The organism is Pseudomonas fontis (assembly GCF_028656955.1).
GTDB lineage: Bacteria > Pseudomonadota > Gammaproteobacteria > Pseudomonadales > Pseudomonadaceae > Aquipseudomonas > Aquipseudomonas fontis.
Genome location: NZ_JAMDGY010000016.1, coordinates 21,540 through 48,106, shown reverse-complemented (window position 1 = coordinate 48,106; position 26,567 = coordinate 21,540). Strand labels below are relative to the sequence as shown.

The following is a 26,567-nucleotide window of genomic DNA, read 5'->3' as shown; positions in this document are numbered from 1 at the left end:
GGAGCGGCGGGTGAGTCACACAATCATTCGGCAGCGTATGGATCTATCGAGCTTCAGGCTTCTGGTGATTGCACTTGCCTTCGGCACGCTGGTAACGGGCTGTTCCAGCACGTCTTCGAGCAGTGCTCGCGTAGTCGATCGCAACAGCCCGGCTGCGGCCAAGCGCCCGGCAGTCACCTCCGGGCAGTACGTGGTGCGCCCCGGCGACACATTGTTCTCCATCGCATTCCGCTACGGCTGGGACTACAAGGAGCTGGCTGCGCGCAATGGTATTCCTGCGCCGTACACCATCCGTCCCGGGCAGCCTATCCGCTTTGGCTCCGACAACGCCGGTAGCGGCGGTTCACGGGTTGTCACCTCCACCTCGTCGTCGAGCAAGACCACGGTCACCCGCCGCCCGGCAGGCACCCCAGCGCCGCCCAAGAGCAGCGCGGGTGATAGCGCCGCGACGGCCTCCACGGCGACCACCGCACCGGTCCAGGTGCCCGCCTCGGAGCGTTCAGCCGGTGGCTGGGCCTGGCCTGCCAACGGTGTGCTGATCGGCAAATTCGCTTCAAACGGTAGTTTGAATAAAGGCGTTGATATCGCCGGTGATTTGGGACAGCCTGTTTTTGCAGCGTCTGATGGATCAGTGGTCTACGCCGGAAGTGGCTTGCGGGGCTACGGCGAGTTGATAATCATCAAGCACAGCGATACCTACGTCAGTGCCTACGGTCACAACCGCAGGCTGTTGGTTCGGGAGGGACAGCAGGTCAAGGTTGGGCAGACAATTGCCGAAATGGGGTCCACGGGCACCGACCGGGTGAAGCTTCACTTTGAGATTCGCCGCCAGGGCAAACCTGTAGATCCACTGCAATTCCTGCCGCGTCGTTGATTTAGCGTGTACCCGGCCTGTTCCTTCGCGTCGTAGTGGGGACAGGCTCAAGCGTTGCCAAGGAATCAGGTGCCGCTCGAGTCTGAGTTCGAACTCAGCAAAGGACTATAACAATGGCTCTCACTAAAGAAGTGCCGGAGTTTGACATCGACGATGAGGTTCTCCTGATGGAGACCGGCATCGTTTTGGAAACGGATGTGGTGTCAGACGAACCTGCTGTATCTCCGGTTCGAACCAGGGCTAAACAGGGGGCTAAACAAGGCAGCACCCTGAAACAGCACAAGTACATCGATTACACGCGTGCACTTGATGCAACCCAGCTTTACCTCAATGAAATCGGCTTCTCGCCTCTGCTGTCGCCAGAGGAAGAAGTACACTTTGCGCGCCTTTCGCAAAGCGGCGACCCGGCAGGTCGCAAGCGCATGATCGAGAGTAACCTGCGCTTGGTGGTCAAGATTGCCCGACGTTACGTCAATCGCGGGCTATCGCTGCTGGACCTGATCGAAGAAGGCAACCTCGGCCTGATTCGCGCCGTAGAAAAGTTCGACCCTGAGCGTGGTTTCCGCTTCTCCACCTACGCGACCTGGTGGATCCGGCAGACCATCGAACGGGCGATCATGAACCAGACCCGTACCATCCGCCTGCCCATTCATGTGGTCAAAGAGCTGAACGTCTACTTGCGTGCAGCCCGTGAACTGACCCAGAAGCTCGATCACGAACCCTCCCCGGAAGAGATCGCCAGCCTCCTGGAAAAGCCGGTCGGCGAGGTCAAGCGCATGCTCGGGCTCAATGAACGGGTGTCTTCGGTCGACGTCTCCCTCGGCCCGGACTCAGACAAGACCCTCCTCGATACCCTCACCGACGATCGCCCAACCGACCCCTGCGAGCTGTTGCAGGACGACGACCTGTCGCAGAGCATCGACCAGTGGCTCAGCGAGCTGACCGACAAGCAGCGCGAGGTGGTGATCCGTCGCTTCGGCTTGCGCGGTCACGAAAGCAGCACCCTTGAAGATGTAGGCCTGGAGATCGGCCTTACCCGTGAACGGGTTCGTCAGATCCAGGTAGAAGGGCTCAAGCGCTTGCGCGAGATCCTCGAGAAGAATGGCCTGTCCAGCGAGTCGTTGTTTCAGTAACTGCTGACAACGCCTGAGCGAAGGACGCCCCGACTGGTTCGGGGCGTTTTCGTTTCTGCCGTCGGTGAAATTGCCAGGCCAGGCAATCTGGATCCACTCTGCAGTATCACGTGTAAGCCATTGCTTACCCGTTGTGTAAGCCAACGCAGGGTATACCAGTAAATCGTTGTCGTTTTCAGTGTGCTACTTTCGCTAAATAGCTGATAAACAAAGGTTTTATTTTTGTAGTCAGTCCCTCTACAGACTTTTTTTGAGAGCTTTTACCAGTTGCTCCGGGCGCTGCAAAGGCTAGTATCTGAACTGTGTCTACGGACTGACACAGGCTCTCAAGGATGAAGGCCAGGGACATCGCAGGATGCGATTCATCAGGATGATGATAGGGAATACAGGGACTACGGAAAAAATGTGGGCGGGTTATACCGCCCCTTTTTTTGCCTGCAATAAAAAATGAAAAAAGGCCCGCGAAGGGCCTTTTTTGTGGATCCGCAGCGCCTAGCGCTCCAGATCGGCGATCTTGCCTGTCTTGCCATCCCACTCTTCGGCGTCTGGCAGGGCATCCTTCTTCTCAGTGATGTTCGGCCAGATTTCCGCCAGCTCGGCATTCAGCTCGATGAAGTTCTCCATACCCGCCGGGATCTCGTCTTCCGAGAAAATAGCTTGGGCCGGGCACTCAGGCTCGCACAGTGCACAGTCGATGCACTCATCCGGGTGAATGACCAGGAAGTTCGGGCCTTCGTAGAAGCAGTCCACCGGACAGACTTCTACGCAGTCGGTGTACTTGCACTTGATGCAGTTGTCGGTGACGACGAAGGTCATTTCTAATTTTCTCCTCAGGCGACGGCAGCGGGCCCTTCCAGACAGGGCCGCTCGGTTTGGCCAATGGGTGGTGAGCCAGGCTAGTAACTCGCCACCACACCAAACCGCGCGGGATTCTACCAGCTTGTACGGGGCCGCGTTATAACAGAGTCTTCAGTGTATAGAGCATTTCGATAGCTTGGCGCGGCGTCATATTGTCCAGGTCGAGCTTCCCGATCTTATCGATGACCGGGTGAGGCAAGCTGGCAAACAGGTCGCTCTGGTGCGGCACGCTGGACACACCTTGCGCGGCAATCGAGGTTTCGTGGGGCAGGCTGGCGGTTTCCAGGCGGCCCAGGTGTTCCCTGGCACGCTGGATCACCTGGCCGGGTACGCCGGCCAGTTGTGCCACGGCCAGGCCGTAGCTCTGGCTCGCCGGGCCGGGCAGCACGTGGTGCAGGAACACGATGCGCTCGTTGTGCTCGGTGGCGTTCAGGTGCACGTTGGCCACCAACGGTTCGCTCTCCGGCAGTACCGTCAGTTCGAAGTAGTGGGTGGCGAACAGGGTATAGGCACGCAGCTGGGCCAAGCGCTCGGCAGCGGCCCAGGCCAGCGACAGGCCGTCGAAGGTGCTGGTGCCGCGACCGACTTCGTCCATCAGCACCAGGCTGCGGTCGGTGGCGTTGTGCAGGATGTTGGCGGTTTCGCTCATCTCGACCATGAAGGTCGAACGGCCACCGGCCAGGTCATCGCTGGAGCCGATGCGGGTGAAGATGCGGTCCACCAGCGACAGCTCGCAACTGGCGGCCGGGACGAAGCTGCCGATATGCGCCATCAGCACGATCAGTGCGGTCTGACGCATGTAGGTGGATTTACCACCCATGTTCGGGCCGGTGATGATCAGCATGCGGGTGCTGTCGTCCAGCCCCAGGTCGTTGGCCACGAACGGCGTGGTCAGCACTTGCTCGACCACCGGGTGGCGACCCTGGCTGATGCGCATGCACGGCTCGTCGACGAAGGTCGGGCAGTTCAGGTCGAGGTTCAGCGCACGTTCGGCCAGGTTGCTCAGCACATCCAGCTCGGCCAGGGCCGCCGCGGTGTCCTGCAGCGGCGCCAGGTGGCCGATGAGGGTTTCGAGCAGGGCGTCGTAGAGCATCTTCTCGCGGGCGAGGGCGCGGCTCTTGGCCGACAGCGCCTTGTCTTCGAAGGTTTTCAGCTCGGGCGTGATGAAGCGCTCGGCGCCCTTGAGGGTCTGGCGCCGGATGTAGTCGGCAGGGGCCTGTTCGGCCTGCTTGCTGGGCAGCTCGATGAAGTAGCCGTGCACCCGGTTGTAGCCGACCTTGAGGTTGGCCAGGCCGGTACGGGCTTTTTCACGGGCTTCCAGGTCGATCAGGAACTGCCCGGCGTTTTCGCTCATCGACAGCAGCTCGTCGAGCTCGCCGTCATAGCCGGCCTTGAGCACGCCGCCGTCGCGGATCACCGCTGGCGGATTGTCGACGATGGCCTTGGCCAGCAGGTCGGCCAGTTCCGGGTAGGTGCCGGCAATGGCGGCCAGGCGTGCCAGGTGCGGCGCTTCCAGCTCGGCCATGGCGTTCTGCAGCTCGGGCAGGGCGCCGAGGGCGTCGCGCAGGCGGGCCAAATCACGTGGGCGGGCATTGCGCAGGCCGATACGGGCGAGGATCCGCTCGATATCGCCGATGTCCTTGAGTTGCGGTTGCAGCTTCTCGAAGCGGTAGCCGTCGAGCAGGCAGCGGATCGAACCCTGGCGCGCCTGCAAGACTTTCAGGTCGCGCAGCGGGCGGTTCAGCCAGCGGGTCAGCAGGCGGCTGCCCATGGCGGTCTGGCAGCGGTCGATAACCGATTGCAGGGTGTTGTCGCGCCCGCCGGCCAGGTTGACGTCCAGTTCCAGGTTGCGCCGGCTGGCGCCGTCGAGCACCACGGTGTCGTCCAGGCGCTCGTGCTTGAGGCTGCGCAGGTGGGGCAGGGCGGTACGCTGGGTTTCCTTGGCGTAGGCCAGCAGGCAACCGGCGGCGCCGATGGCTAGGGTCAGCTTCTCGCAGCCGAAGCCCTTGAGGTCCTGGGTCGAGAACTGCTGGCAGAGGCTTTTGCGTGCGCTGTCGCGGTCGAAGTCCCACGGAGCGCGGCGGCGTGCGCCTTTGCGCTTCTCGGCCGGCAGGCCTTGCGGCCAGTCGTCGGGGATCAGCAGTTCGACCGGGTTGGTGCGTTCGAGCTCGGCCAGCAGGTTTTCCCAGCCTTTGAATTCCTGCACGGTGAAGTTGCCGCTGGTGATGTCCAGCACGGCGAGGCCGAACAGGCGTTCGTCACCGAGGACGGCGGCGACCAGGTTGTCGCGGCGCTCATCGAGCAGGGCTTCGTCGCTGACGGTGCCGGGGGTGAGGATGCGCACCACCTGGCGGTCGACCGGGCCCTTGCTGGTGGCCGGGTCGCCGACCTGTTCGCAGATCACGACCGATTCGCCCAGCTTCACCAGCTTGGCCAGGTAGCCTTCGGCGGCATGGTAGGGGATACCGCACATGGGGATCGACTGGCCCGCCGACTGGCCGCGTGCGGTCAGGGTGATGTCCAGGAGTTTTGCGGCTTTCTTCGCATCTTCGTAGAAGATTTCGTAGAAGTCGCCCATGCGGTAGAACATCAGCTGTTCGGGGTGCTGGTTTTTCAGCTTCCAGTACTGCTGCATCATCGGGGTGTGTGCGGAGAGATCAGTCATTGCAGAAACGTGGCTCGCGAGTCGTTTAGACCAAAGGCAAGCGCGCAATGGTACAGGGATTTTGCCTGGGCTGCCGCGTGCAAAGCCTTGGTCGCGACCTTTTGTCTCTTCTTTATATATGTAGGCGTAACCGGGCCAGGTCCATGAGGTAGCCGCTGCCGTCAGGCTGCGCTCGCCTGCATGGCAGGCGCCGCCTTTGGGAGCCCTCACGGGCTCCAGCGCAGCCTGTCGGCAGCGGCTACAAATAGTTGTGCAAGACAGTTACTCCCAGCCAATCCAGTGCAACGACCGCTGCATTTGCGCACTCCAGTGTTTGCATTTGGCGCAAACGCCCGGCAATATGCACGTTATGCAAAAACGCAACGTAGCTACCGTCTTAAGAGCGCTGCTCGATCGCCACGGGATCTCCCCCACGGAGCTTCACCGGCGTACCGGCGTGCCTCAATCCACCCTGTCGCGGATCCTCAGCGGGAAGATCGTCGATCCTTCGGACAAACACGTCTCGAAGATCGCCGAATACTTCGGCGTGAGCACCGACCAGCTGCGTGGCCGCGCCGATATCGGCGACACCGGCCGTGAGCTGGGCAGCGGGCTCAAGCATGCAGAGCTGCGTGATATCAGTTTGTGGGATGACGACACCCCCGTCGAGGAAGACGAGGTGTCCATTCCGTTTCTCCGTGAGGTCGAGTTGGCAGCAGGATCAGGACGATTCGTCATCGAAGAAAGCGAGAAGGCCAGCCTGCGCTTCGGCAAGCGCAGCCTGCGGCACAACGGCGTGCAGTTCGACCAGGCCAAATGCGTGACTGTGCGCGGCAACAGCATGTTGCCGGTCCTACGCGATGGCGCCACGGTCGGCGTGAATGCCGGCAAGAGCGGCATCGGCGATATCGTCGATGGCGACCTCTACGCCATCAACCACAACGGCCAGCTGCGGGTTAAACAGCTTTACCGCCTGCCCACCGGCATTCGTCTGCGCAGCTTCAACCGCGATGAACACCCGGATGAGGACTACACCTTCCAGCAGATGCAAGAGGAGCAGATCAGCATCCTCGGTCATGTGTTCTGGTGGGGCATGTACGCCCGCTAAGCCCCTCTGATCTCCAAGAAACCCGCCCAGGCGGGTTTTTTTTCGCCTGCAGAAAACCCACTCAAGCCCATGCACGGCAAGGCCTTAATGCATATACGCAAAATTAAATGCATTTTAATTTCCACAAATGCATTGACTGCATATGCATCAATGCATAACCTCTGTCTCAAGCCGGTCGAACACCGGTAGCGAAACAGGCAGCGATGAACAGGCCTCAACTGTTCAGAGGGTTGGCAACTGGCCCGGGTGTGCAGCGTAAAGCACCAGAAGCAGTTATCCGGCGGGCAGGCGGCCGCGGTCGGAGGAACAATTTGAAGCGGAGTCGCGCGGCGCACCAGTCGTGGCCGGCGACTCGACAACGCATTACTGAAAAGCCTGGGCGACCGGGCTTTTTGGAATGCCGAGTGATCGGCTTTTAAACCGAAGGACAACTCCCGCCAGCCGAGCGCTGTGCGGGACTGACAAGGAGACAGGAGCATGACGAACGAGCAACAGACGTTGCTGGAAATGCCGGTCTGGCTGGTAATCGCCCTGGCGTTGCTGGGCGGCGTATCCGGCGAGATGTGGCGGGCAGACAAGGCAGGTGCCAGGGGCTGGGGGCTGTTCAGGCGGCTGGTATTGCGCTCGGGGGCCTGCATGATCTGCGGCGTCTCGACGGTGATGCTGCTGTATGCCAGCGGCATGTCGATCTGGACGGCCAGTGCTTTTGGCTGCCTGACGGCGATGGCCGGGGCGGACGTGGCCATCGGGCTGTATGAGCGCTGGGCGGCCAAGCGCCTGGGTGTGGTGGAGCCGAACTCGGAAAAATGAAGTAACCATGATTGCCCTGTGCCGCTCCGAGCGTGGAGGCGGCGTCATGCTAGGGTGGCGGCCTTTTCCTACGGACGGGATGGCCCATGATCGGCTGGTTCAAGCAGTTCAGGTTGTTGACTGCAGCGCAACAGGTTCGCTTGCTCTGGATCCTCGGTGTTTTTTTCGCGGCCCTGACCTTGTTGCTTGTCGCGTTGAGGAACGACCCCATTGAACCGGGTCAAGGCAACAGGGTATCCATCCTGGGGAAGATTTCCGTCGCGGCCAGCGGCGAAAAGTCGGACCGCTCAATGGTCAACTTCTCCGTGAAATTCCCGCTTCCCGGCAGCCGCCTGTATCACACCTCTGGTGCCTATGCCTTCAAGGACGCCTACCAGGCAGCGGGTGCCAAGTTGCATATGCCGGTTTACATCACGATTGATGAGCACGGTGATCCGTCCTTGGTCCGTGAGGTCGTCACGCTGGACGGTCATGTGTTGTACGAGGAATGGATGTACGCCCGTATCCAGAGGCTGAATCAACAGAGCGATGACAGGGGAACAGTCTTTTTTGCCCTGGTCTCCCTGGCCAGCTTTATAGGCAGCGCCGTGATCGGGTGGCGCCAGCGTTACCGGGCAACGCCCGTTGCTTAGCCGCTCCCCGCGCCACCCCGCCCGCCTGCCAGCGGGCTTTTTTTTGCCCCGATGAAGGAGAAACACCATGATCGAGCTGACCGCATTGCGTGAGGCCATCGATGTGGCCCTGAGCGCCGGCATGCCCGAGTTGAAAACAGTCGAGGCCTTCAGTGCGCCACAGCCTGGCGTTGCGCTACCGGCGGTGTTTCATGCCCTGACCGGCATGCAGCCCGGCGTCGATCCAGGGGATGGCCGCTGCGGTGTGCTGGCAACCTTCAAGGCCGTGCTCGTCGTACAAGGCGAGGGCAGCCAGGCCTCACTTGAAGCCGCCACGTTGGCCGCGCGGTTGACGGTGCTGCTGCGCAAGCAGTTCTGGGGGCTGGCGTTTGTCGAAGGCGCCAGCAACGTTCAGGCCAGCGCCATCGACCCTGTGCCCATGGCCAGCCCCTCTACCGCATGGCGTGTGCAGTGGGAGCAACTGATGTACCTGGGCGACCCGCAATGGCCATGGCCAGACGAGCCCCCGGGCTCAATCGTCTACGGCTTCAGCCCCGACACCGGCACTGGCCACGCCGCCGACTATCGCTCAGCGGAGGACATGGCATGAGCTACGCCAGCGCAGCCCATGACCGGATGCTCGCGGCGCTGATCATTCCTTGCCGCGTGGTCGGCGTCGACCTGGCCGCCGCCAGGGTGCGGGTGTCCGATGGCGCCGGCTGGACCAGCGCCTGGCTGCGCTGGCACAGCCTGGCCGCCGGCAACGCCCGGCACTGGCGCAGCCCGAGCCTGGGCGAGCAGGGCGTGTTGTTCAGCCCCAGCGGCGAGCCGGCGCAAGGCAGCTTCGTGCCGGGCCTCTATGGCCTTGCGGGCGAGCCGCCCGACAATCGCGATCACGTTGAAGCCTGGCGCTTCGCCGACGGCGGCTCGCTGGTCTACGACTGGCAGGCACGGAGCTACAGCATCGAGTTGCCCGGTGGCACGGTCAGCATCAAGGTAGGCGGCAGCTGCGCCGTGCTGACCGACAACGCCATCGACGCCAAGGCCGCCAACATCACCCTCAGCGGCAACGTGCAGATCAATGGCGCATTGACGGTCTCGGGCGACATCAACGGTGGCGGCCGGATCATCGACACCGGGGGCAACACCCCCAACCACAAGCACTGAACCCAGCCCGCCCGCGTGTGCTTTTTTATGCCTGGAGTTTCCATGGCCATGACAACAAAGGAGTAACGCGATGATCGGAGTGGATCGCCATACCGGCGCGTCGCTGTCGGGCATCGCGCATTTGCGCCAGTCCATCGAAGACATCCTCGGCACCCCACTGGGTAGCCGGCGCATGCGTCCGGACTACGGCAGCGCGCTGCGCCGCTTTGTCGATCTGCCGGTCAACGAGGGCTGGAAGAGTGCAGTACAAGCCGAGGTGGCCCGCTCGCTGGCCCGCTGGGAGCCGCGTCTGAAACTGGAGCGGGTCCGGGTGGTGGCGGTAGTCGGCGGGCAGGTGACCCTGCAACTGACCGGGCAGTACCTGGGCGACAGCCGAATAATCGAGGTGACGGCATGAGTATCGTGGACCTATCGGCGCTGCCCGCGCCGCAGGTACTGGAAGATCTCGATTTCGAGGAACTCTTTCAGGCTGACCTGGCGACCTTCCGGTCGCACTTGGGCGAGAACTGGAACGCGGCGCTGGAGAGCGACCCGGTGATCAAGCTGCTGGAGGTTGGCGCCTACCGCAAGCTGTTGAACCGGGCACGGGTCAATGACGCGGCCAAGGCGCTGCTGCTGGCGTATGCCCAGGGCGCCGACCTGGACCAACTGGCCGCCAACGTGCGGCTCAAGCGCCTGGTGGTGCAGGCGGCAAACCCGGCAGCGGTGCCGCCGATTGGCGAAGTGCTGGAAGCCGATGATGCCCTGCGCGAGCGAGTGCAACTGGTCTATGAAGGCCTGACCACGGCGGGGCCGCGCAACAGCTACATCCTGCATGCCCGCAATGCTTCAGGGCAGGTGGCCGATGCCACCGCGGAAAGCCCGTTGCCAGCGGTCGTGGTGGTCACGGTGCTGGGGCTGGAGGGCGAGGGTGTTGCGCCGCCCGCGCTGCTGGCGGAAGTAGACCGCTACCTCAGCGATGACGACATTCGTCCGGTTGCGGACCGTTTGGTCGTGCAAGCCGCCGAGGTGCTGCGCTACCGGATCGATGCGGTGCTGCACATGAGCGGCACCGGGCCGGAGAACGAGGCAACGCTCGCTGAATGCCAGCGCCGCCTGGCGGCCTGGATCAACCCGCGACGGCGCCTGGGCGTGGAGGTGGCGCGTTCGGCCATCGATGCCCAGCTGCACATTGCCGGCGTCAGCCGGGTGGAGCTGCCGGGCTGGGTGGATATCCGCCCGGGCAAGTCGCAGGCGGCGTGGTGCACGGGTATCGACCTGAAGCGTGGAGGCTGAGATGAACAGCCTGCTCCCGCTCAACCGCACCCGGCTGGAACGCGCTGTCGAGGTGGCGGCGCAGGACGACCTCGATGTCGCCTTGCGCACCCTCTACAACCCCGATACCTGCCCGGCGCACCTGCTGCATCAGTTGGCCTGGGCCTGGTCGGTGGACCGCTGGGACGACACCTGGCCGGAGGCGATCAAGCGTTCGGTGATCCGTTCCTCCTTCTATGTGCATGCACACAAGGGAACGCTGGGGGCGTTGCGCCGGGTGGTTGAGCCGTTCGGTTACTTGATCGAGGTCAGCGAGTGGTTCAACACCTTGCCTGAGGGTGTGCCCGGCACCTTTGCCCTGACGGTGGGGGTGTCCGAGTCGGGCATCAGCGAAGAAACCTACCAGCAACTCACCGCCCTGATCGACGACGCCAAGCCGGTCAGCCGGCAACTTGTCGGCCTGGCCATCGTGCTTGCCAGCAGCGGCTATCTGCGCTGGGGCATGGGCTTGCAGGAAGGCGAAGAAATCGACGTTTACCCGCCAGCCTCGCGCGATATCGAGGTCAGCGGCCAGTACGGCCATGTGGGCCGTGAACACCAAATCGAATACCTGGACGTTTACTCATGACAGACCAGACCAGCCAGTTTTTTGCCATCCTCACTGCGGTGGGGGAGGCCAAGCAGGCCAACGCGAACGCCCTGGGCGTGCCGTGGACCTTTGCGCAGATGGGCGTTGGTGATGCCAACGGCACGGAGCCGACCCCATTGCGCGAGCAGACCAAACTGATCAACGAGCGCCGCCGTGCGCCGCTCAATCAGGTAAAGGTCGACCCGAAGAACCCGAACATGATCATCGCCGAGCAGGTGATCCCGCCGGATGTCGGCGGCTGGTGGATTCGCGAGATCGGCTTGTATGACGCCGCCGGCGACCTTGTCGCGGTTGCCAATTGTGCGCCGAGCTTCAAGCCGCTGCTGACGCAAGGCACGGGCAAGACCCAGATCGTGCGGCTGAACATCATCGTGACCAGCGCTGCGAATGTGCAGTTGAAGATTGACCCGGCGGTGGTGTTGGCGACGCGGGAGTATGTGGATGGCTCCATTGACGCAGCCATTAACAAGCAGGATATAAAACAGTCGGTTCTTGTCGCTACGACAGGCCCTATCAATCTTCTGGGGGTACAGACGATAGATGGTATCGCTGTTCCATTGGACGCTCGGGTATTAGTGAAACACCAGAGTGCCGGTGGTGACAATGGCATTTATCTGGTGCGGCCTGAAGCATGGGTTCGGGCATCGGATGCTGACACGGGGGGCGACATTACTCCGGGGATGCTTGTCGTGGTCGAGCAAGGAGTATTAAACGCCGACACACTGTGGGTACTGACGAGTGATGCGCCTATTGTCCTGGGAAGCACAATGTTGGCCTTTCGCAATATTACCGACGGCTTCGCCACCCTTGTGTCGCCCACTTTTTCGGGGGATCCGAAAGCACCCACGCCACTACAGTTCGATCGCGACAAATCCGTTGCGACTACCGAGTTTGTAGGGGATGCGCTTGGTTCATACAGAGGGGTTGATATTGTCACTGCCCCTGCGAAGGTCTTGACGAAAGCGAATATCGGATACCTGATGGTGCTATCGGGTAACGGATCGATTGCAGTCACCTTACCGCCTGCTAGTTCAGTTCCTGCGGGAGCCAGCGTCAGTTTTTTTGTTGACCATGGCTACTTTGCTGTGGATTCGATTAACGCAGCGAGCACGGACATTATCAACGTAGGTTATGGGGCGTTTGTTCCTTCGCTCTCCGTGAGTAATGGTGATTTTGTGACGCTTGTGAATACAGGTGTTAGTGCCTGGTTTGCCACGAATCGCAGCGTCAGGATGGACCAGGCTTCCGAGTTTCGAGTATCTAGGTCAGGTACGTCAGGGTATCGATATCTCCCCGGTGGCATGATCGAACAGTGGGGTATTTCGGCGGCGACGACGGATGTTGCGAATGTCACGTTCCCTATTCAGTTCAAAGAACGGGTTGCGAATATTCTAACCAACGACAACACCGCCGCAGGCGGAACGGTGATGACGATGTTCCAGTTCTCTGGCCTGTCGTTGACCGGCTTCACTGCTCAGAATATCGGTGCGTTGGTTCGTGGAAGTACTGGCGTAGCGGCGCCGGTCAGCTCGCACTGCCCTTGGTGGGCACTGGGGTGGTGAGGCTAACTCAAGGGAGAAGAATATGATGTATGCGAAGTGGGTAAATGAAGATGGCAGGTTCGCTTTTTCAGATAGCGAAAACGGTGGCGTAAAAATCACTAAGGCACATCATCATGTATTGCTGGAAGGTGAGAGTGCAGGGCAGCAGATAGCAATTGATGAAGACGGCTATCCAGTGCTCATTGATGCACCTTCTGCATCTGTTGAGCAGCTTTCAGCACAGTCCAGGCAATGGCGCGATTTTGAAATCGAGCGTGTTAAGTGGCTGCGAGAACGTCACCGGGACGAGAGTGAGTCACCGCGTGAGACCACGTTAACTGGAAAGCAGTTCGGAGAACTGTTGGACTACCTTCAGGCATTGCGAGACTGGCCGGCATCGGCCGGGTTTCCCGAGAGGGCGTCACGTCCTGAGATCCCAGCCTGGATCGCCACCCAAACCCAATAACGCCCCGCACCGCCGGGGCTTTTTTTACCCTGAATTCACCCAACAAAGCCCTGCGCCGCAGGGCTTTTTCATATCTGGAGTTTATCCATGAGTGGTTTCTTCCACGGCGTTACCGTAACAAACGTCGACACCGGCGCCCGCACCATCGCCTTGCCGTCGTCCTCGATCATCGGCTTGGTCGACACCTTCACCGAAGGCCCGACCGCCACGGCCAAGGCCAACGACCTGGTGCTGATCACCAGCGAGCGTGAAGCCGTCGCTGCCTTCGGCGCCGACGCGGCCATCACCAAGGCTTGCCAGGCCATCTACACCCGTGCCAAGGCAGTCATCGTCGCCTGCGGCGTGGCCAAGCTGGAAGATGCCGCCGAGCAAACCTCGGCGATCATCGGCAGCGTGCTGGCCGACGGCAAGCGTACCGGCCTGCAAGCGCTGCTCGACGGCAAGAGCCGCTACAACGCCCAGCCACGTTTGCTGGTGACCCCGAAACACAGCGCCACCCAGGCCGTCGGCACCGCGCTGGTAGCCCTGGCCGACAAGCTGCGCGGCCTGGCGATCATCGATGGCCCAAGCACCACCGACGAAGCCGCCCTGGCCTACGCCAAGAACTTCGGCGCCAAGCGCGCCTTCCTGGTCGACCCGGGCGTGCAGTACTGGGACACCACCGCCGACGCCACGGTCAACGCACCGGCCTCGGCCTTCGTCGCCGGCCTGTTCGCCTACACCGACAAGGAATACGGCTTCTGGGCCTCGCCGTCGAACAAGGAGTTCGTCGGCATCACCGGCACCTCGCGCTCGATCGAGTTCCTCGACGGCGATGAAACCTGCCGCGCCAACCTGCTCAACAACGCCAACATCACCACCATCATCCGTGATGACGGCTACCGCCTGTGGGGCAACCGCACCCTGAGCAGCGACCCGAAATGGGCCTTCGTCACCCGCGTGCGCACCATGGACATCGTCATGGACGCGATCCTCTACGGCCACAAATGGGCGGTCGACCGCTCGATCACCGCGACCTACGTCAAGGACGTCACCGAAGGCCTGCAAGCCTTCATGCGTGACCTCAAGGCCCAGGGCGCGATCATCAACTTCGAAGTGTTCGCCGACACCGAGCTGAACACCGCCAGCCAGCTGGAGCAGGGCAAGGTCTACTGGAACATCCGCTTCACCGATGTACCGCCTGCTGAAAACCCGAATTTCCGCGTCGAAGTCACTAACCAATGGCTGACCGAAGTCCTCGATAACGCCGCTTAAGGAGCAACACCACCATGGCAATGATTCCAGAAACACTGGCGAACCTGAACCTGTTCGTCGACGGCGTGAGCTTCCGGGGCGACGTCCCGAGCCTGACCCTGCCCAAACTGACCCTGAAGATGGAAGAGCACCGTGCCGGCGGCATGGACATGCCCGTCGAGATGGACCAGGGCATGGAGAAGCAGGAAGCCGGCTTCGTCACCACCGGCGTGCGCCGCGACTCGCTGAAGTTCTTCGGCCTGGCCGACGGCACCGCGTTCAACGGCACCTTCCGGGGTGCCTTCAAGGGCCTGAAGGGCCAGATCACCCCGGTGATCGTCACCCTGCGCGGCGCGCTGAAAGAAGTCGACATGGGCGACTGGAAAGCCGGCGACAAGGCCGAGATCAAGCACAACGTCGCCCTGACCTACTACAAGCTGGAAGTGGACGGTCGCCTGGTCTACGAGATCGACCCGCTGGGCATGAAGCGCGTGATCAACGGCGTCGACCAGCTCGCCGCACAACGTGCCGCCCTCGGCCTGTAAGGAGCCCCGGATGAACGCGACAAACAACACCCCCAGCTGGCTGGCGCTGAGCGCCGAGCGCGTGGTCGTGACCCTGACCAAACCGGCCGAGGCCAATGGGGTGAAGGTGGATAGCCTAGCCCTGCGTGCCCCGACCGTGCGCGATATTCGCACAGCGCAAGCGACGGCCAACAGCGATGACGAACAGCGCGAGCTGAACCTCTTCGCTTCGCTCGCCGAAGTGAGCGTCAAGGACCTTGAAGGGCTTGCCCTGAAAGACTACAGCCGCTTGCAGGCCGGGTATTTTCGTCTGGTGCAGGACGACGAGGTTTGACCCCACCGTGCAGAAGGCGGCGGCCAAGCGGCTCGCTAAAGAGCTGAACTTTTCCGCCGCCGAGATCATGGCCATGCCGTTCAACGACATGGTCTGGTGGCTCACGGAATAAGCCTGTGGCGTGGCTATAGGGGGATCAGATGGCGAGCATTCAAGCAGTCAGACTTGAGCTCGGCGCCTCCGTCACTTTCACGGTAGGCATCGCGCTCAAGGCGGTCGAAGACCGTATCAAGAAAAACACCCGGGTGCTGGAGAGCATCCTTGGCGAAGTGTTGCGTCTGCGAGAGCCGCAGCCCGACACGCCGGAGCAAGGCGTTGTCTTGCTTGGCGCGTTGCGACCTTACCTGGATGCAACGCTCAATCTTCTGCAGCAACAGGTGATTGCGCTGGCGTTGCTACGCCAGCAATCGCAGACACTGGTGCCGGCTGAAAAAGCTGGCGCCGCGTCGGCAAAAAGCGCTGAGCCTAAACGGGACAACCTGAAGGTTTTCGAAGACCTTCCGGTGATCGGTCAGGCCATCACCTATGGCAAGGTCGTGGCCTTGCCGAGCCAGATCAGCGCCGGCTACCAGAAAATCGTCCGCGACATCGCCATCGATTCCGGGCCGGCCAACGCTGGCGAACTGGCGAGCAACGAGGGCAAGGTTCGGCGTACGGTGAGCACGCTCACCGAGACTACCGGCATCGAGCGCAACCAGGCCGCCACGCTGATCAAGCAGTTGCAGGACACCGGCATGGGGCTGGAAAAGGCCCTGGCGTTTGCGCCCGTGGCGGCCAAGTTCGTGGTCGGGCAGGATGCCGGCACCGAGGATACGGCGGGCTTGATCGGGGCGTTGCAAGACAACCCGAACATCACCGGGCCAGCCGAGTTGGAAAGGGCATTGGATTCGGTTGTATATCAACGCAAGGGTACGGGCGAAGATGCCGCTGCCAGTTTGTCGGCGTCGCAGCGTCTGGGTGTGGATCAGGCTGTCGCCAGCACCCAGCCTTCACCGGCGGATGGCGTGCTCGACAGGGACAGCCAAGCCCGTAGGGACACCTCTGACCGTCGACAGACGGAAGCTTCTGATGCCTTTGACGATGCACTGCGCAGCCTCGGTGATTCCGTGCAGCCGTTGTCGGATGGCGTGGTCACCGGGTTCACCAGCGCAGCGAAGGCGTTCACCGATGCACCGGATGCGGTCAAGTGGTTCATTGTCGGCGCTGCTGCGTTGGGTACGACGGTCGCGGCGCTCAAAGGTGGCTCGATTGTCACCGGGCTTCTGGACAAGGGGCGCGAGTGGCTCAAGGGTAAACCGACGGCGCAAGCGTCTGGTGCTGGGCCGGTAGCCGAGCAAGCACCGAAGCCAAAGCCCAAAGCCAAGCGGAAAAAGGGAGCTAAAGGAAAGTCTGCCTCTGCTCCTGGGCCTTCTGTCTCTTCGGAAAAACCGCCAGCCGCCACCGCCACGGCGCGAACCGTCGGCAAGATCGGTGCAGCAGTCAAGGAAGTGCGTGGCCCGGCGGCTCTCGAAGCGGGCATCAAGACGGTTGCGACCTTCATGACCGCCGACACCCCGGAGGAAAAAGCCGAGGGCTACGGCGCAGCTGCGGGTGGTCTGGTCGGGACGGTCATTGGCGGGGCGCTGGGATCGTTCGTTCCGGTAGTGGGCACCTCCATTGGCGCCTTGTTGGGCGGTATGGCAGGCGATTTTCTCGGTGGTTGGATAGGCAAGCGCCTGGCCAGTTCCAGCGAGACGCCCAAGCCGGCAGTCGAGGGTGCAGGCAGCAACAAACCTGGCGTGTCACGGCCGGGGGACGTCGTTCGTTCGCTGGTCAGCAGCGTGCCTGAAGTGGGTGCCTCGCCGGTACTGGCCAAGGCGGCGGAACCGGCAATTGCCGCACCCCAACAGATCACCCAGCAATTCACCTTCACCCCCAGCATGCCCATCACCGTCCAGGGCAGCATCACCGACCCGCTGCTGCTTACGCAGAACCTGGAAGCCATGGTGCGTCGCCAGTTCGAGGAACTGACGCGCATGGCCGCTTCCCGGCAGTTGGCCGATGTGCCCCATGTCTACGTCTAAGGAGCGTCCATGACCTACATGCAACAGATGCAGTCGGCGCTGCGCAACGTGGTGGCGGCCGGGCAGGCGGGGCGGCGCAGTGCCGATGAAATGCTGGCGCCGATGCACGGCGCGGTCAGCGACATCACCGGTGCAGTGGCCGAGCTTGAAGCCATCCCCTTTGTCGGGCCGATCATCGGCGCCAAGCTGCAACGCACGATGCGCGCCATCAATGCCGCGCAAGCAGCGGTGAACAAGGTCTCGGCCAAGTACGACCAGGCACTGGCGGTCGTCGTGCAGGTCCAGGACCGGGTCCAGGCGTTCGGTGAGCAGGTCGACAAGGCTGCCGCGACCATCAACCGCATCGCCGGCAAGATCAGCCCGTCACTGGGCAACATCCTGCCGACCGGCAGTTTCGCCCCGGCAGTCACGCCGGCGGTGGAGGCGGTCAAACCCTTCCCGCACCTGTTGATCCTGCAACCGCTGGATGGGGTGTCACCGGCCTACTACTTCAACCTCGACACGGCCGCCTTCGAAGAGCTGCGCCGCCAAAGCAGTTACCGCTGGGTGGCGCAGGAGCGCCTGAGCCGCAGTGCGGCCCAGCAGGCGGTCAGCCTGGGGGATGAGAAGATCAACATTCGTGGGGCGATCTTTCCCACCTTCAAGGGTGGCCTGGGCCAGTTGAACAGCCTGCGCAGCATCGGCCGGTTGCTCAAGCCACTGAGCCTGACCACAGGGTACGGCGAGGTGCTGGGCAACTGGTGCCTGGTCAGTATCGACGAAGACCAGAGCAGCCTGCTGGCTGGCGGCATCCCTCGCAAACAGGCTTTTACCTTGGAGTTCACCAGTTATGGCGACGACCTGCAGAACCTCTGACGGCGATGTGCTCGACACCTTGTGCCAGCACTTCTACGGGCATTTGAACGGCAGCGTCGAGGCCGTGCTCAATGCCAACCAGGGCCTGGCCGATGAGCCCCAGCCGTTTCGTGCCGGGGTGCTGATCGTGCTGCCGGAACTGACGGCCATGAGCGAAGCCCAGGTGCAGCTATGGGACTGACGTCGGGGCCAAACATGCAAGCGCTTTGGGAGGGCTGAGCCATGCAACCTGTGTTTCGCATCGTTGCCGATGGCAAGGACATTACCGCGCTGATCAACGACCGCCTGTTGCAACTGCGCACTTCGGACAAGCCGGGCATGGAGTCGGACGATTTCGAGTTGCGCATCGATGACCGCGACGGGGCGCTGACCTTGCCGGCGCGAGGGGCACTGATCGAAATTCACCTGGGGTATGCCGGCCAGACGCTGACGCGCCTGGGGCGTTACACCGTGGATGAAGTCGAACTGTCCGGCCCGCCAGACACCGTGATTATCCGTGGCAAGGCCAGCGACATGCGCGGCACGGGCAAGACCACGCGCAGTGGCAGTTGGGAGAACGTGCCGTTGCAGCAGATTGTGCGGGACGTCGCTGCGCGCAATGGCTGGCAGCCGGCCTGCCCGGTGCTGACCCGGGTGCAGCGGGTCGACCAGTTCAACGAGTCGGATTTCAACTTCATTACCCGCCTGGCCAAGCAGTACGACTGCACGGCCAAGATTGCCGATGGCAGCTTGCTGATGCTGCCGCGCCAGGGCGGGCAGAGCGCCAGTGGCCAGGCGTTGCCGGTGGTCACGGTGCACCGTCGCGACGTCAGTCGCTGGCAGTTTCGCATGACCGACAAGGGCACGCACAAGGCCGTGCAGACCCGGCATCAGGACGCCAAGAGCGGGGTGGCCAGCGTGGTTGAACTGACCAACGAGGATGCCCCGCAGGGCATGGCGCCGGTGCATACCGACCGCCATCTGTACCCCGACAAGGCGGCGGCGCAGCAGGCAGCGAAAGCTCGCCTGGCGGCGCTCAACCGCAGCACCGCGAGTGTACGGCTGGACCTGCCGGGCAGGACCGACCTGTTTGCCGAGCGCTCGATCAATGCCCAGGGTTTCAAGGATGGCCTGGATGGGGCGTACCTGATCGAGTCGGTCGAGCAGATGTTCAGCGCCTCGGGCTGGACCACCACGGTCGATTGCAACGGTGGCAAGCAGGGCAAGGCGAAGGCCAGGGGCAACAGCCTGAAGACGGCGAAAACCTGCAAGACCTAACCCAATCCTCGAATCTTCCTGTGGGAGCCGGCCTTGCCGGCGATTGACGGCACCCGGTGCTGTTGCTGGTGCCGGCCGCATCGCCGGCAAGGCCGGCTCCCACAGGGCTGACGCTCTGCGGACATCCCCATGAAACCAAGCGATCTGATCGCTCAGCTGGCGCACTGCCCCAGCCTGAGCGGTACGCCCGTCGTCGGCCTCGATTTGCCGGCGATCAAGCAACTCACCCCACAACCCACCCTAATCACCTGCCTGCTGCTGCCGGGCGATGACGCCGAGCCCAACGACCTGCAGAACGCGACCCGCCAGAACATCCGCGATCGCTTCGAGGTGCTGGTGCTGCTCGACCCAGCCGTCAACGGCAGCCTGCAGACGCTGGACCGACTGCACGACCTGCGCGCCGAACTCTGGCGTGCCCTGGTCGGCTGGCGCCCAAGTCCAGGCCAGGAACCGGTGGAGTACGCCGGCAGCGAACTGCTGCAGTGCGATGCCACCCGTGTGCTGTGGCGCTATGCCTTTGTTGCACCATTCCAGCTCGGCCGCAGCAGGGCCAGCCAGCCGGCTGAAAGCTGGCACGAACATCAGCTCGACAGCCTCCCGCTGTTGAAGGGGGTCACCGTGCAGGTCGATGCCATCGACCCCGCCGACCCCAACCTGCGGCAACCCGGCCCGGATGGCCGGATCGAAATGACCTTTTCAGGAGAACTCAATCCATGACCCCACGTATCACCGTGCTGCCGGCCACTGGCCGTGCCGTACCCGACCCGCTGGCCGGCGACCTGTTGCCGGACGAGGGCCGTGAAGTGTCGGACAACGTCTGGTGGCGCCGCCGCCTGGCCGATGGCGACGTCATTGTCAAAACCGCGAAGGCGGCCAAACCCAAGGGAGCTCAATAATGTCGGTAGGTTTCAGCAACATCCCCGCGGACATCCGCGTCCCGCTGTTCTACGCCGAGATGGACAACTCGGCTGCCAACAGCGCCTCGTCCAACCTGCGCCGGCTGATCGTCGCCCAGGTCAACGACAACATCGCCGCCAGTGAAAGCGGTGCGCTGGTGCTGGTCTCCAGCCTCGCCGTGGCCCGTCAGGTCGGCGGTCAGGGGTCGATGCTGGCGAGCATGTACGAAGCCTGGCGCAAGGCCGACCCGGTCGGCGAGATCTGGTGCCTGCCACTGCACAACGCTCAAGGTGTCGCCGCCAAGGCCGAAGTGCAACTTGCCGGCAGCGCCACCGAAGCCGGCCTGCTCAACCTCTACGTTGCCGGCGTGAAAGTGCAGGCCAGCGTTGCCGTGGGCACCACCGCCGTGCAGGCCGCCAGTGCCCTGGCCTTGAAGGTCAATGCCGCCGTGGACCTGCCGGTGACCGCCGTGGCCGCTGCCGGCCTGTTGACCCTGACCTGCAAATGGTCCGGCGACAGCGGCAACGACATCAGCGTGCAACTCAATCGCCTGGGGCGCAGCAATGGCGAGCAGACCCCACAGGGCCTGACCCTGACCGCGAGCAAGTTCCTCGGCGGTGTCGGCGTGCCGGATCAGGTCCAGGCGCTGGCGGCACTGGGCGACGAAGCGTTCGAATTCATCTGTGTGCCCTGGTCCGGTACCGCGACACTGGATGCCTGGAAACTCACCCTGGATGACAGCGCCGGTCGCTGGTCGTGGGCCAAGCAACTGTACGGTCATGTCTACGGTGCCAAGCGCGGTTCGGTCGGCACCCTGGTGGCTGCCGGGCAACTGCGCAATGACCAGCACATGAGCCTGCTGGCCGTCGAGAACGGCGCCCCGCAGCCGGTCTGGCTGCACGCTGCGGCCCTGGCCGCACGGAGCGCGGCGTTCATTTCCGCGGATGCCAGCCGGCCGACCCAGAGCGGCACCCTGCCGGGCCTGGAGCCTGCAGCGGCAAGCGAGCGCTTTACCCTGAGCGAGCGCCAATCGCTGCTCAACTACGGTATCGCCACGGCCTATTACGAAGGCGGTTCGCTGCGCATCCAGCGGGCGATCACCACCTACCAGAAGAACGCCTACGGCCAGCCGGACAACTCCTACCTAGACAGCGAAACCCTGCACCAGTCGGCGTTCATCATCCGCCGCCTGCAAGGTGTGATCACCAGCAAATACGGGCGCCACAAGCTGGCCAGCGACGGTACCCGCTTTGGTGCCGGCCAGCCGATCGTGACCCCGAGCACCTTGCGCGGCGAGCTGATCGCGCAGTACGCCAAGCTCGAGCTTGAAGGCCACGTGGAGAACGCCGAGCTGTTTGCCGAGCATCTGGTGGTGGAGCGTTCGGCCACCGACCCGAGCCGGGTCAACGTGCTGTTCCCGCCGGACTACATCAACGGCCTGCGGGTGTTCGCACTGCTCAACCAGTTCCGCCTGCAATACGACAGCGCCGCCTGAGCCGGCACCTTTCACCCTTTCCAGCCCGCCCTGTGCGGGCTTGTTTTTTCAGGAGATAAACCATGGGGCAAAAAATTGCGGGCACCTGCTACGTCAAGGTCGACGGTGCTCAACTGACCATCAAGGGCGGCTGCGAAGCCGCGCTGATGGAAGTCAAACGAACCACGCTGGTACCGGGCTACTTCAAGGAAGAGGAGCGCAAGCCTTCGCTGAAGGTCACCGCGTTGCACACCCCGGACTTCCCGCTCAAGCAACTGGTCAATGGCACCGACATGACCATCACCTGCGAGCTGAGCAACGGCAAGGTCTATGTGCTGGCGGGCGCCTACCTGGTGGGCGAGCCGGTGAGCAAGGGTGACGAAGGCGAGATCGCCCTGGAGTTCGACGGCATCAAGGGAGCCTGGCAATGACCCAGTCGATCAAGCTCAACGTGCCGGTCGAGGCCCACGGCGAAACCCTGCAGCACCTCGACCTGCGGCGCCCGACGGTGCAGGAAGTGCGGGCGATCAAGGCGCTGCCGTATCGCATCGACAAGAGTGAGGAGGTCAGCCTGGACATGGACGTGGCCGCCAAGTACATCGCGGTGTGCGCCGGCGTGCCGCCGTCCACGGTCAACCAGCTGGACCTGTCGGACCTGAACACCGCCAGTTGGGTGGTTGCCGGTTTTTTCATGAGTGCGGCATCGCAACCCTCGGCGAACTGATCGCCGTTGCCTATGACCTGGCCTGGTTCTGGAAGGTTGACCCCGACCAGATGCTGGCCAGGCCCCTGGATGTGCTCCGCGAGTCGCTGGAGCACGCGCAACGAATCAACGCGATGCAGCAGGTGCAGTGATGGCAGAGCAACTACAGCTGAATACGCTGGTGCTGGACGCCAGCCGACTTTCCATGAACTTGGTGCAGGTGCGCCAGAACATCCTCCAGGTGGTCGGCGAGGCGCCAAAAGTCGAAGGGTTCGCCGATGTGCTGGAGAAAAGCAAGCTGGCCGATCTGGAGGTTGGCAGCCTGCTCAAGGGCGAAGGGCTCGCGGCGCCTTTCGTCAGCGGGATCAAGGCGGCGCTGGCTTTCGAGCAGCATATGCGTGACCTCGAACTGGGGCCGCAGCAGGCCGATCCGCTGCAACACACCGGCCTCAAGCGCGAGCAAGCTGCCGCGATGCTGCCGCAGGCTGGCGTGCTGCAATCGAAGGAAAACCTTGAACAGCTACAAGGCGCAATCGCGGGCGTGACACTGGCGTTCGGCCTGGCCCTGTTGCCGGCGTTCAATACCCTGGCGCAGGCTGTCACACCGTTGCTACAGGGGCTGGCAAAGCTGATCGTGTTGCACCCGGGCCTGGTTGAAGGGGCCGGAGCGGCTGCGGCGGCCTTCACCGTCATGCGCATCGCGGCAACGACGGCGATGCTCGCGCTCAATGCCACACCCATCGGTTTGCTGGTGGGCGCGATTGCGCTGTTTGCCGGGATCATCGTGGCCAACTGGGAGTGGATTTCCAGCACTACACGGGAGGTCTGGAGCGGCCTGGGCGAGTGGTTCAGCGGGCTCTGGGACAGTATTCAGGTCGGCGCCCGCGCGGGATGGGAGAAACTCAAGGAAATCATCTCCTGGCACCCGCTGCTGTTGCTGATCAACAACTGGGAGAGGATCCCCGAAATCATCGGCAAGGTGGCGTCACTGGCAGGTGATCTGCTGGCGGCTGGCTGGGCGCAATTGCGTGAGGAGCTGGGCTGGTCGCCGCTGCCGAGTCTCGATCAGGCCTGGGCAAGTGCCGGCCAGGTGTTCGACGGGGCCATCGCAGCCGTCGTGCAAAAGGGCGAGCAGTTCGGTGGTGCCATCAAGGGTGTCGTCGACAGTGTGTCATCGGTCTCGTTCAACCTAGGTTGGGACGATATCAGCGGCGCGTTCGACAGCCTTTGGCAAATGCTGGACGCTGCCAAGGCGCGCTTTGACAGCTGGGGTGCCACGCTTTTCGACAGCAACCCGCTGCCGACCCTGGAAAAAGTCTGGGGCGGCGTGCTGGGGTGGTTCCAGGCCTGGTGGGAGCAGCTGGCGCCGTTCATTGAATCTGCCAGAGCGTTGCTCAATGGTGATTTCAGCGCCGTTGTAAAAGGCGTGATCGAAACGGCCAGCAATTGGGGCAAACCCGCCGAAGAGCCGGAGCAGGCAGCGCCAGCCGCTGCCGGTGAACCTGCTGAACCCTTGGCTGCACACACACTTGATACGGCCAGCCCGCTGGCCACCCCGGCCTCGCACAGCCTGGTTCAGCAAACCGCAGAAGCCCAGCGTGCATCGGTGGAAGGCAGCGTACTGGTGCGTTTCGAAAATGCACCGCCAGGCCTGTCGGTGGTCGCCACGCAAAGCAATCATCCGGGCCTGAGCATCCGCTCCAATGTCGGTGTGCGCTCGCTGTCGCAAGGAGGTGTGGCATGACCCGCGACTGGAACAAGAGCCTGTTGCCCGCAAGCTTTGCGGGTGTGAAATTCTGGGTCAGCAAAAGCAACGTCCCGGTGGGGCGCAAAGGCGTACTGCATGAGTATCCGCAGCGCGATGAAGCGTACTTTGAAAGCCTTGGCCGTCAGGCCCAGACCCATGTGCTGTCCGGCTTCATCGTCGGCCCGGACTGCTTCCAGCAGCGCGACCGCTTGCTTGAGGCGCTGGCGAAAGGGGCGGGTGAATTGTTGCACCCGTGGTTGGGACGCATGCGGGTCAAGGTCGGTGAATGCACCCTGACCCATGAGCGCAGCAGCGGTGGGGTGGCCAGCTTCGAGCTGAAATTCCACCCTGATGTGCCGTTGAAATTCCCCACGGCCCGCGCCAATACCGGGCAACAGCTGGCGCAAGCGTCGCAGTCGCTGCTGGACTCGGCGCTGGCCCGCTACAACGCGGCGATGGCCACGGTGGACCGGGCGCGGATCAACCTGGTCGGCCTGCGCAATCGCCTGTCCGGGGTGTACAACCTGATCAACCAGCAGTTCAAGCCATTGCTGGCGACCTTCAACAACCTCACCGGGCTGGTGCAGTCGGTGGTCAATGCGCCACGGGGGCTGGGGGCGTTGTTCTCCAGTTACTTCAGCGAGGTAAAAGGTGGGCTGGCGATGTTTGCCAGCCCCACGGCGCGACGCTCGGGCGACCCGGCTGAAGCGCTGAATGCGGCACTAGGCCGGGGCTACCGTGGCGTGCTGGGCAGTGCCACGCAACAGGCCGAAGCAGCTGGCCAGATCGACAGTCAGGTGCCTGCCAGTGGCAAGGACACCAGCCGCACCGCGCAGGCGGTTGCCGACCTGCTGCAGGACGCCTTGCTGGTGCAGGCGGCCTTGCTGATTGCGCAGATGCCGGCCACGCGTCGCCCTGGCGTACTGAGCGAAACACCATCGCTGACCGAGCAGGCTGCACGCCCGGTGCAACGCGATGAAGTGCCCGTGGCCGATGACGTACTGGCGCTGCGTGACCTGCTCGACGAAGTGATCTGGCAAGCCTCGCTGAAGGCCGATGCCGAGCACTACCAGGCACTGAGCCTGCTGCGTCAGCATCTGGTGGCGCATCTGAATGCCGTGGCCGCGTCGGGGGTGCGCTTGCTCGCTGTGACCCCCGAGCAACCTCTTCCGGCGCTGGTATTGGCATACCGGCGCTTTGCCGACGCCACCCGTGCCGGCGAGATCGTGCAGCGCAACCGCATCCTGCACCCTGGTTTCGTGCCGCCCGTGCCCCTTCAGGTTGCCCAGGAGTAAGCCATGACCGATCCGCAGAATGTGGTCACCCTGACGGTGGGCGGCCTGGACTATGCCGGCTGGAAAAGCATCAAGATCATTGCCGGTTTCGAGCAGCAGGCACGTACCTTCGAACTGGGCATTACCTGGCAGTGGCCGGGCCGGGCCAGTTCGATCCGCATCGTCCCCGGTGACCGCTGCGAGGTGCGCATCGGCAATGACCTGGTGCTGACCGGCTGGGTCTGGGCGACGCCGATTGCCTATGACAGCGCCAAGACCACGTTGACGGTGCAGGGCTCGTCGCTGACCGTCGACCTGGTGGAATGCTCGGCGATCAACCAGCCGGGGCAGTGGTGCAAGCAAACCCTGTTGCAGATTGCCCAGGCCCTTGCGGCCCCGTATGGCGTGCAGGTGGTCAGCGAACTGGGCGCGTTGAAGCCGATCCCCACGCACAGCATCGTGCCGGGCGAAACGGTATTCAAGTCGCTCGACCGCTTGCTCACCTTGCAGTTGGCCTACTCCAGTGACGACCCGCAGGGGCGCTTGGTATTGACCCGGCCGGGCAGCGGCGGTGAAGCCTGCGACGGGCTGGCGTTGGGGCGCAATGTGTTGTCGGCCAGTGCCCAGCGCAACAGTACGCAGTGCTTCTCGGAGTATCGCCTGATCACCCAGCGCCAGCGCAGTGAAGCGGACGCCTCGAAAGATGCCTGCGAAGTCGAGGCGCTCAGCCATGACCGCTCCGTACGCAAGCGGGTGCTGGTGCTGGTCGAGGGCAACCAGATGCACCGCGACGTGGCTCAGCAGCGCATCGACTGGGAGCGGCGTAGCCGCGAAGCCCAGGCCTGGGAGGCGACCTATGTGGTGCAGGGCTGGCGCCAGTCCAATGGTGAGCTGTGGCGGCCCAACACGTTGGTCTGGGTCCATGATCCGATCATCGGCCTGGACCGCCAGGTGCTGATCGCCAAGGTGACCTATGCGCTGGACGACAAAGGCACCCTGAGCACGCTTGAAGTCGCGCCAGCGGCCAAGTTCGAACTCAACCCGACCGACCCCCAGCGCCTTGGGAACAAGGCCTGATCGGTCCTTCTCTA

The 26,567-nt window shown here is 62.9% G+C and carries 29 protein-coding genes; 27 read left to right on the top strand and 2 right to left on the bottom strand.

Annotated features, from left to right (window positions below; all coding sequences use genetic code 11):
* Positions 1-10: 10 nt before the first annotated feature.
* Together M5G11_RS06205 and rpoS are read left to right on the top strand one after the other, a co-directional pair.
* On the top strand, positions 11-874 hold the full coding sequence (locus tag M5G11_RS06205; RefSeq protein WP_273908729.1) for a peptidoglycan DD-metalloendopeptidase family protein: 864 nt from the start codon (positions 11-13) through the stop codon (positions 872-874).
* A gap of 113 nt (positions 875-987) precedes the next feature.
* On the top strand, positions 988-2,007 hold the full coding sequence (rpoS, locus tag M5G11_RS06200; protein ID WP_273908731.1) for an RNA polymerase sigma factor RpoS: 1,020 nt from the start codon (positions 988-990) through the stop codon (positions 2,005-2,007).
* A gap of 492 nt (positions 2,008-2,499) precedes the next feature.
* Here rpoS and fdxA read toward each other — a convergent pair whose 3' ends face one another.
* Entirely contained in the window at positions 2,500-2,823 is a 324-nt protein-coding gene (fdxA, locus tag M5G11_RS06195) for a ferredoxin FdxA (RefSeq protein ID WP_136916276.1), read from the bottom strand.
* Between the two features lie 139 nt (positions 2,824-2,962).
* Positions 2,963-5,530 carry a DNA mismatch repair protein MutS gene (gene mutS / locus M5G11_RS06190; RefSeq protein ID WP_273908735.1) on the bottom strand — a complete coding sequence of 856 codons (2,568 nt, stop codon included), beginning with the start codon at positions 5,528-5,530 and terminating at the stop codon, positions 2,963-2,965.
* Between the two features lie 349 nt (positions 5,531-5,879).
* Here mutS and M5G11_RS06185 point away from each other — a divergent pair, with 349 nt between their 5' ends.
* The 25 genes from M5G11_RS06185 to M5G11_RS06065 all read left to right on the top strand — a co-directional run bounded on the left by M5G11_RS06185 (position 5,880) and on the right by M5G11_RS06065 (position 26,553).
* Positions 5,880-6,617, top strand: a complete 738-nt coding sequence (locus tag M5G11_RS06185) for an XRE family transcriptional regulator (protein ID WP_273908737.1) — start codon at positions 5,880-5,882, stop codon at positions 6,615-6,617.
* Between the two features lie 477 nt (positions 6,618-7,094).
* Positions 7,095-7,427 carry a phage holin family protein gene (locus M5G11_RS06180; protein ID WP_273908739.1) on the top strand — a complete coding sequence of 111 codons (333 nt, stop codon included), beginning with the start codon at positions 7,095-7,097 and terminating at the stop codon, positions 7,425-7,427.
* Positions 7,428-7,513: 86 nt separating this feature from the next.
* Positions 7,514-8,059, top strand: coding sequence for a hypothetical protein (locus M5G11_RS06175; protein ID WP_273908741.1), 546 nt, complete (start codon positions 7,514-7,516; stop codon positions 8,057-8,059).
* A gap of 67 nt (positions 8,060-8,126) precedes the next feature.
* On the top strand, positions 8,127-8,648 hold the full coding sequence (locus tag M5G11_RS06170; RefSeq protein WP_273908743.1) for a hypothetical protein: 522 nt from the start codon (positions 8,127-8,129) through the stop codon (positions 8,646-8,648).
* On the top strand, positions 8,645-9,205 hold the full coding sequence (locus tag M5G11_RS06165) for a phage baseplate assembly protein V (protein WP_273908745.1): 561 nt from the start codon (positions 8,645-8,647) through the stop codon (positions 9,203-9,205). Before M5G11_RS06170 ends, M5G11_RS06165 begins: the two co-directional genes overlap by 4 nt.
* Before the next feature lie 70 nt (positions 9,206-9,275).
* The gene (locus M5G11_RS06160) at positions 9,276-9,602 is read left to right on the top strand and encodes a GPW/gp25 family protein (RefSeq protein WP_273908747.1); all 327 of its coding nucleotides are present in this window, start codon (positions 9,276-9,278) and stop codon (positions 9,600-9,602) included.
* Entirely contained in the window at positions 9,599-10,480 is an 882-nt protein-coding gene (locus M5G11_RS06155) for a baseplate assembly protein (RefSeq protein ID WP_273908749.1), read from the top strand. The genes M5G11_RS06160 and M5G11_RS06155 overlap by 4 nt, the downstream gene beginning before the upstream one ends.
* A 1-nt stretch (position 10,481) precedes the next feature.
* Positions 10,482-11,087 (top strand): phage tail protein I, encoded by a 606-nt coding sequence (locus M5G11_RS06150; protein WP_273908751.1) that lies wholly within the window; start codon positions 10,482-10,484, stop codon positions 11,085-11,087.
* Complete coding sequence (locus tag M5G11_RS06145) at positions 11,084-12,670, top strand: phage tail protein (protein ID WP_273908753.1); 1,587 nt, start codon at positions 11,084-11,086, stop codon at positions 12,668-12,670. Before M5G11_RS06150 ends, M5G11_RS06145 begins: the two co-directional genes overlap by 4 nt.
* Positions 12,671-12,692: 22 nt before the next feature.
* Positions 12,693-13,115: a phage tail assembly chaperone gene (locus M5G11_RS06140; protein ID WP_273908755.1), complete on the top strand. Its 423-nt coding sequence runs from the start codon at positions 12,693-12,695 to the stop codon at positions 13,113-13,115.
* Between the two features lie 87 nt (positions 13,116-13,202).
* Positions 13,203-14,369 (top strand): phage tail sheath family protein, encoded by a 1,167-nt coding sequence (locus M5G11_RS06135; protein WP_273908757.1) that lies wholly within the window; start codon positions 13,203-13,205, stop codon positions 14,367-14,369.
* Positions 14,370-14,383: 14 nt separating this feature from the next.
* Positions 14,384-14,893 (top strand): phage major tail tube protein, encoded by a 510-nt coding sequence (locus M5G11_RS06130; RefSeq protein ID WP_273908759.1) that lies wholly within the window; start codon positions 14,384-14,386, stop codon positions 14,891-14,893.
* A gap of 10 nt (positions 14,894-14,903) precedes the next feature.
* On the top strand, positions 14,904-15,206 hold the full coding sequence (locus M5G11_RS06125; RefSeq protein ID WP_273908760.1) for a phage tail assembly protein: 303 nt from the start codon (positions 14,904-14,906) through the stop codon (positions 15,204-15,206).
* A gap of 140 nt (positions 15,207-15,346) precedes the next feature.
* Positions 15,347-17,269, top strand: coding sequence for a phage tail tape measure protein (locus M5G11_RS06120; protein ID WP_273908762.1), 1,923 nt, complete (start codon positions 15,347-15,349; stop codon positions 17,267-17,269).
* Positions 17,270-17,278: 9 nt separating this feature from the next.
* On the top strand, positions 17,279-18,124 hold the full coding sequence (locus M5G11_RS06115) for a phage tail protein (protein ID WP_273908764.1): 846 nt from the start codon (positions 17,279-17,281) through the stop codon (positions 18,122-18,124).
* Positions 18,099-18,305, top strand: a complete 207-nt coding sequence (locus M5G11_RS06110; protein ID WP_273908766.1) for a tail protein X — start codon at positions 18,099-18,101, stop codon at positions 18,303-18,305. The genes M5G11_RS06115 and M5G11_RS06110 overlap by 26 nt, the downstream gene beginning before the upstream one ends.
* A 41-nt stretch (positions 18,306-18,346) precedes the next feature.
* Complete coding sequence (locus M5G11_RS06105; RefSeq protein WP_273908768.1) at positions 18,347-19,381, top strand: phage late control D family protein; 1,035 nt, start codon at positions 18,347-18,349, stop codon at positions 19,379-19,381.
* Between the two features lie 129 nt (positions 19,382-19,510).
* Positions 19,511-20,098 (top strand): phage tail terminator protein, encoded by a 588-nt coding sequence (locus M5G11_RS06100; RefSeq protein WP_273908770.1) that lies wholly within the window; start codon positions 19,511-19,513, stop codon positions 20,096-20,098.
* On the top strand, positions 20,095-20,277 hold the full coding sequence (locus tag M5G11_RS06095; protein ID WP_273908772.1) for a DUF2635 domain-containing protein: 183 nt from the start codon (positions 20,095-20,097) through the stop codon (positions 20,275-20,277). The genes M5G11_RS06100 and M5G11_RS06095 overlap by 4 nt, the downstream gene beginning before the upstream one ends.
* The gene (locus tag M5G11_RS06090) at positions 20,277-21,773 is read left to right on the top strand and encodes a phage tail sheath subtilisin-like domain-containing protein (RefSeq protein ID WP_273908774.1); all 1,497 of its coding nucleotides are present in this window, start codon (positions 20,277-20,279) and stop codon (positions 21,771-21,773) included. Before M5G11_RS06095 ends, M5G11_RS06090 begins: the two co-directional genes overlap by 1 nt.
* A gap of 62 nt (positions 21,774-21,835) precedes the next feature.
* A complete protein-coding gene (locus M5G11_RS06085; protein ID WP_273908776.1) occupies positions 21,836-22,183 on the top strand; it encodes a phage tail tube protein in 348 nt (115 codons plus the stop codon).
* Complete coding sequence (locus M5G11_RS06080) at positions 22,180-22,476, top strand: phage tail assembly protein (protein WP_273908778.1); 297 nt, start codon at positions 22,180-22,182, stop codon at positions 22,474-22,476. The genes M5G11_RS06085 and M5G11_RS06080 overlap by 4 nt, the downstream gene beginning before the upstream one ends.
* Positions 22,477-22,606: 130 nt before the next feature.
* Positions 22,607-24,199 carry a phage tail tape measure protein gene (locus M5G11_RS06075; RefSeq protein WP_273908780.1) on the top strand — a complete coding sequence of 531 codons (1,593 nt, stop codon included), beginning with the start codon at positions 22,607-22,609 and terminating at the stop codon, positions 24,197-24,199.
* Positions 24,196-25,497 (top strand): DNA circularization protein, encoded by a 1,302-nt coding sequence (locus M5G11_RS06070; protein WP_273908782.1) that lies wholly within the window; start codon positions 24,196-24,198, stop codon positions 25,495-25,497. Before M5G11_RS06075 ends, M5G11_RS06070 begins: the two co-directional genes overlap by 4 nt.
* A gap of 3 nt (positions 25,498-25,500) precedes the next feature.
* Entirely contained in the window at positions 25,501-26,553 is a 1,053-nt protein-coding gene (locus tag M5G11_RS06065; RefSeq protein WP_273908784.1) for a phage baseplate assembly protein, read from the top strand.
* Positions 26,554-26,567: the final 14 nt, after the last annotated feature.

What these genes read in the sequence shown, in the direction of transcription:
- rpoS (WP_273908731.1), top strand. Translation starts at nt 988, where the DNA reads ATGGCTCTCACTAAAGAAGTGCCGGAGTTTGACATCGACGATGAGGTT.
- fdxA (WP_136916276.1), bottom strand. Translation starts at nt 2,823, where the DNA reads ATGACCTTCGTCGTCACCGACAACTGCATCAAGTGCAAGTACACCGAC.
- mutS (WP_273908735.1), bottom strand. Translation starts at nt 5,530, where the DNA reads ATGACTGATCTCTCCGCACACACCCCGATGATGCAGCAGTACTGGAAG.
- M5G11_RS06185 (WP_273908737.1), top strand. Translation starts at nt 5,880, where the DNA reads ATGCAAAAACGCAACGTAGCTACCGTCTTAAGAGCGCTGCTCGATCGC.
- M5G11_RS06180 (WP_273908739.1), top strand. Translation starts at nt 7,095, where the DNA reads ATGACGAACGAGCAACAGACGTTGCTGGAAATGCCGGTCTGGCTGGTA.
- M5G11_RS06175 (WP_273908741.1), top strand. Translation starts at nt 7,514, where the DNA reads ATGATCGGCTGGTTCAAGCAGTTCAGGTTGTTGACTGCAGCGCAACAG.
- M5G11_RS06170 (WP_273908743.1), top strand. Translation starts at nt 8,127, where the DNA reads ATGATCGAGCTGACCGCATTGCGTGAGGCCATCGATGTGGCCCTGAGC.
- M5G11_RS06165 (WP_273908745.1), top strand. Translation starts at nt 8,645, where the DNA reads ATGAGCTACGCCAGCGCAGCCCATGACCGGATGCTCGCGGCGCTGATC.
- M5G11_RS06160 (WP_273908747.1), top strand. Translation starts at nt 9,276, where the DNA reads ATGATCGGAGTGGATCGCCATACCGGCGCGTCGCTGTCGGGCATCGCG.
- M5G11_RS06155 (WP_273908749.1), top strand. Translation starts at nt 9,599, where the DNA reads ATGAGTATCGTGGACCTATCGGCGCTGCCCGCGCCGCAGGTACTGGAA.
- M5G11_RS06150 (WP_273908751.1), top strand. Translation starts at nt 10,482, where the DNA reads ATGAACAGCCTGCTCCCGCTCAACCGCACCCGGCTGGAACGCGCTGTC.
- M5G11_RS06145 (WP_273908753.1), top strand. Translation starts at nt 11,084, where the DNA reads ATGACAGACCAGACCAGCCAGTTTTTTGCCATCCTCACTGCGGTGGGG.
- M5G11_RS06140 (WP_273908755.1), top strand. Translation starts at nt 12,693, where the DNA reads ATGATGTATGCGAAGTGGGTAAATGAAGATGGCAGGTTCGCTTTTTCA.
- M5G11_RS06135 (WP_273908757.1), top strand. Translation starts at nt 13,203, where the DNA reads ATGAGTGGTTTCTTCCACGGCGTTACCGTAACAAACGTCGACACCGGC.
- M5G11_RS06130 (WP_273908759.1), top strand. Translation starts at nt 14,384, where the DNA reads ATGGCAATGATTCCAGAAACACTGGCGAACCTGAACCTGTTCGTCGAC.
- M5G11_RS06125 (WP_273908760.1), top strand. Translation starts at nt 14,904, where the DNA reads ATGAACGCGACAAACAACACCCCCAGCTGGCTGGCGCTGAGCGCCGAG.
- M5G11_RS06120 (WP_273908762.1), top strand. Translation starts at nt 15,347, where the DNA reads ATGGCGAGCATTCAAGCAGTCAGACTTGAGCTCGGCGCCTCCGTCACT.
- M5G11_RS06115 (WP_273908764.1), top strand. Translation starts at nt 17,279, where the DNA reads ATGACCTACATGCAACAGATGCAGTCGGCGCTGCGCAACGTGGTGGCG.
- M5G11_RS06110 (WP_273908766.1), top strand. Translation starts at nt 18,099, where the DNA reads ATGGCGACGACCTGCAGAACCTCTGACGGCGATGTGCTCGACACCTTG.
- M5G11_RS06105 (WP_273908768.1), top strand. Translation starts at nt 18,347, where the DNA reads ATGCAACCTGTGTTTCGCATCGTTGCCGATGGCAAGGACATTACCGCG.
- M5G11_RS06100 (WP_273908770.1), top strand. Translation starts at nt 19,511, where the DNA reads ATGAAACCAAGCGATCTGATCGCTCAGCTGGCGCACTGCCCCAGCCTG.
- M5G11_RS06095 (WP_273908772.1), top strand. Translation starts at nt 20,095, where the DNA reads ATGACCCCACGTATCACCGTGCTGCCGGCCACTGGCCGTGCCGTACCC.
- M5G11_RS06090 (WP_273908774.1), top strand. Translation starts at nt 20,277, where the DNA reads ATGTCGGTAGGTTTCAGCAACATCCCCGCGGACATCCGCGTCCCGCTG.
- M5G11_RS06085 (WP_273908776.1), top strand. Translation starts at nt 21,836, where the DNA reads ATGGGGCAAAAAATTGCGGGCACCTGCTACGTCAAGGTCGACGGTGCT.
- M5G11_RS06080 (WP_273908778.1), top strand. Translation starts at nt 22,180, where the DNA reads ATGACCCAGTCGATCAAGCTCAACGTGCCGGTCGAGGCCCACGGCGAA.
- M5G11_RS06075 (WP_273908780.1), top strand. Translation starts at nt 22,607, where the DNA reads ATGGCAGAGCAACTACAGCTGAATACGCTGGTGCTGGACGCCAGCCGA.
- M5G11_RS06070 (WP_273908782.1), top strand. Translation starts at nt 24,196, where the DNA reads ATGACCCGCGACTGGAACAAGAGCCTGTTGCCCGCAAGCTTTGCGGGT.
- M5G11_RS06065 (WP_273908784.1), top strand. Translation starts at nt 25,501, where the DNA reads ATGACCGATCCGCAGAATGTGGTCACCCTGACGGTGGGCGGCCTGGAC.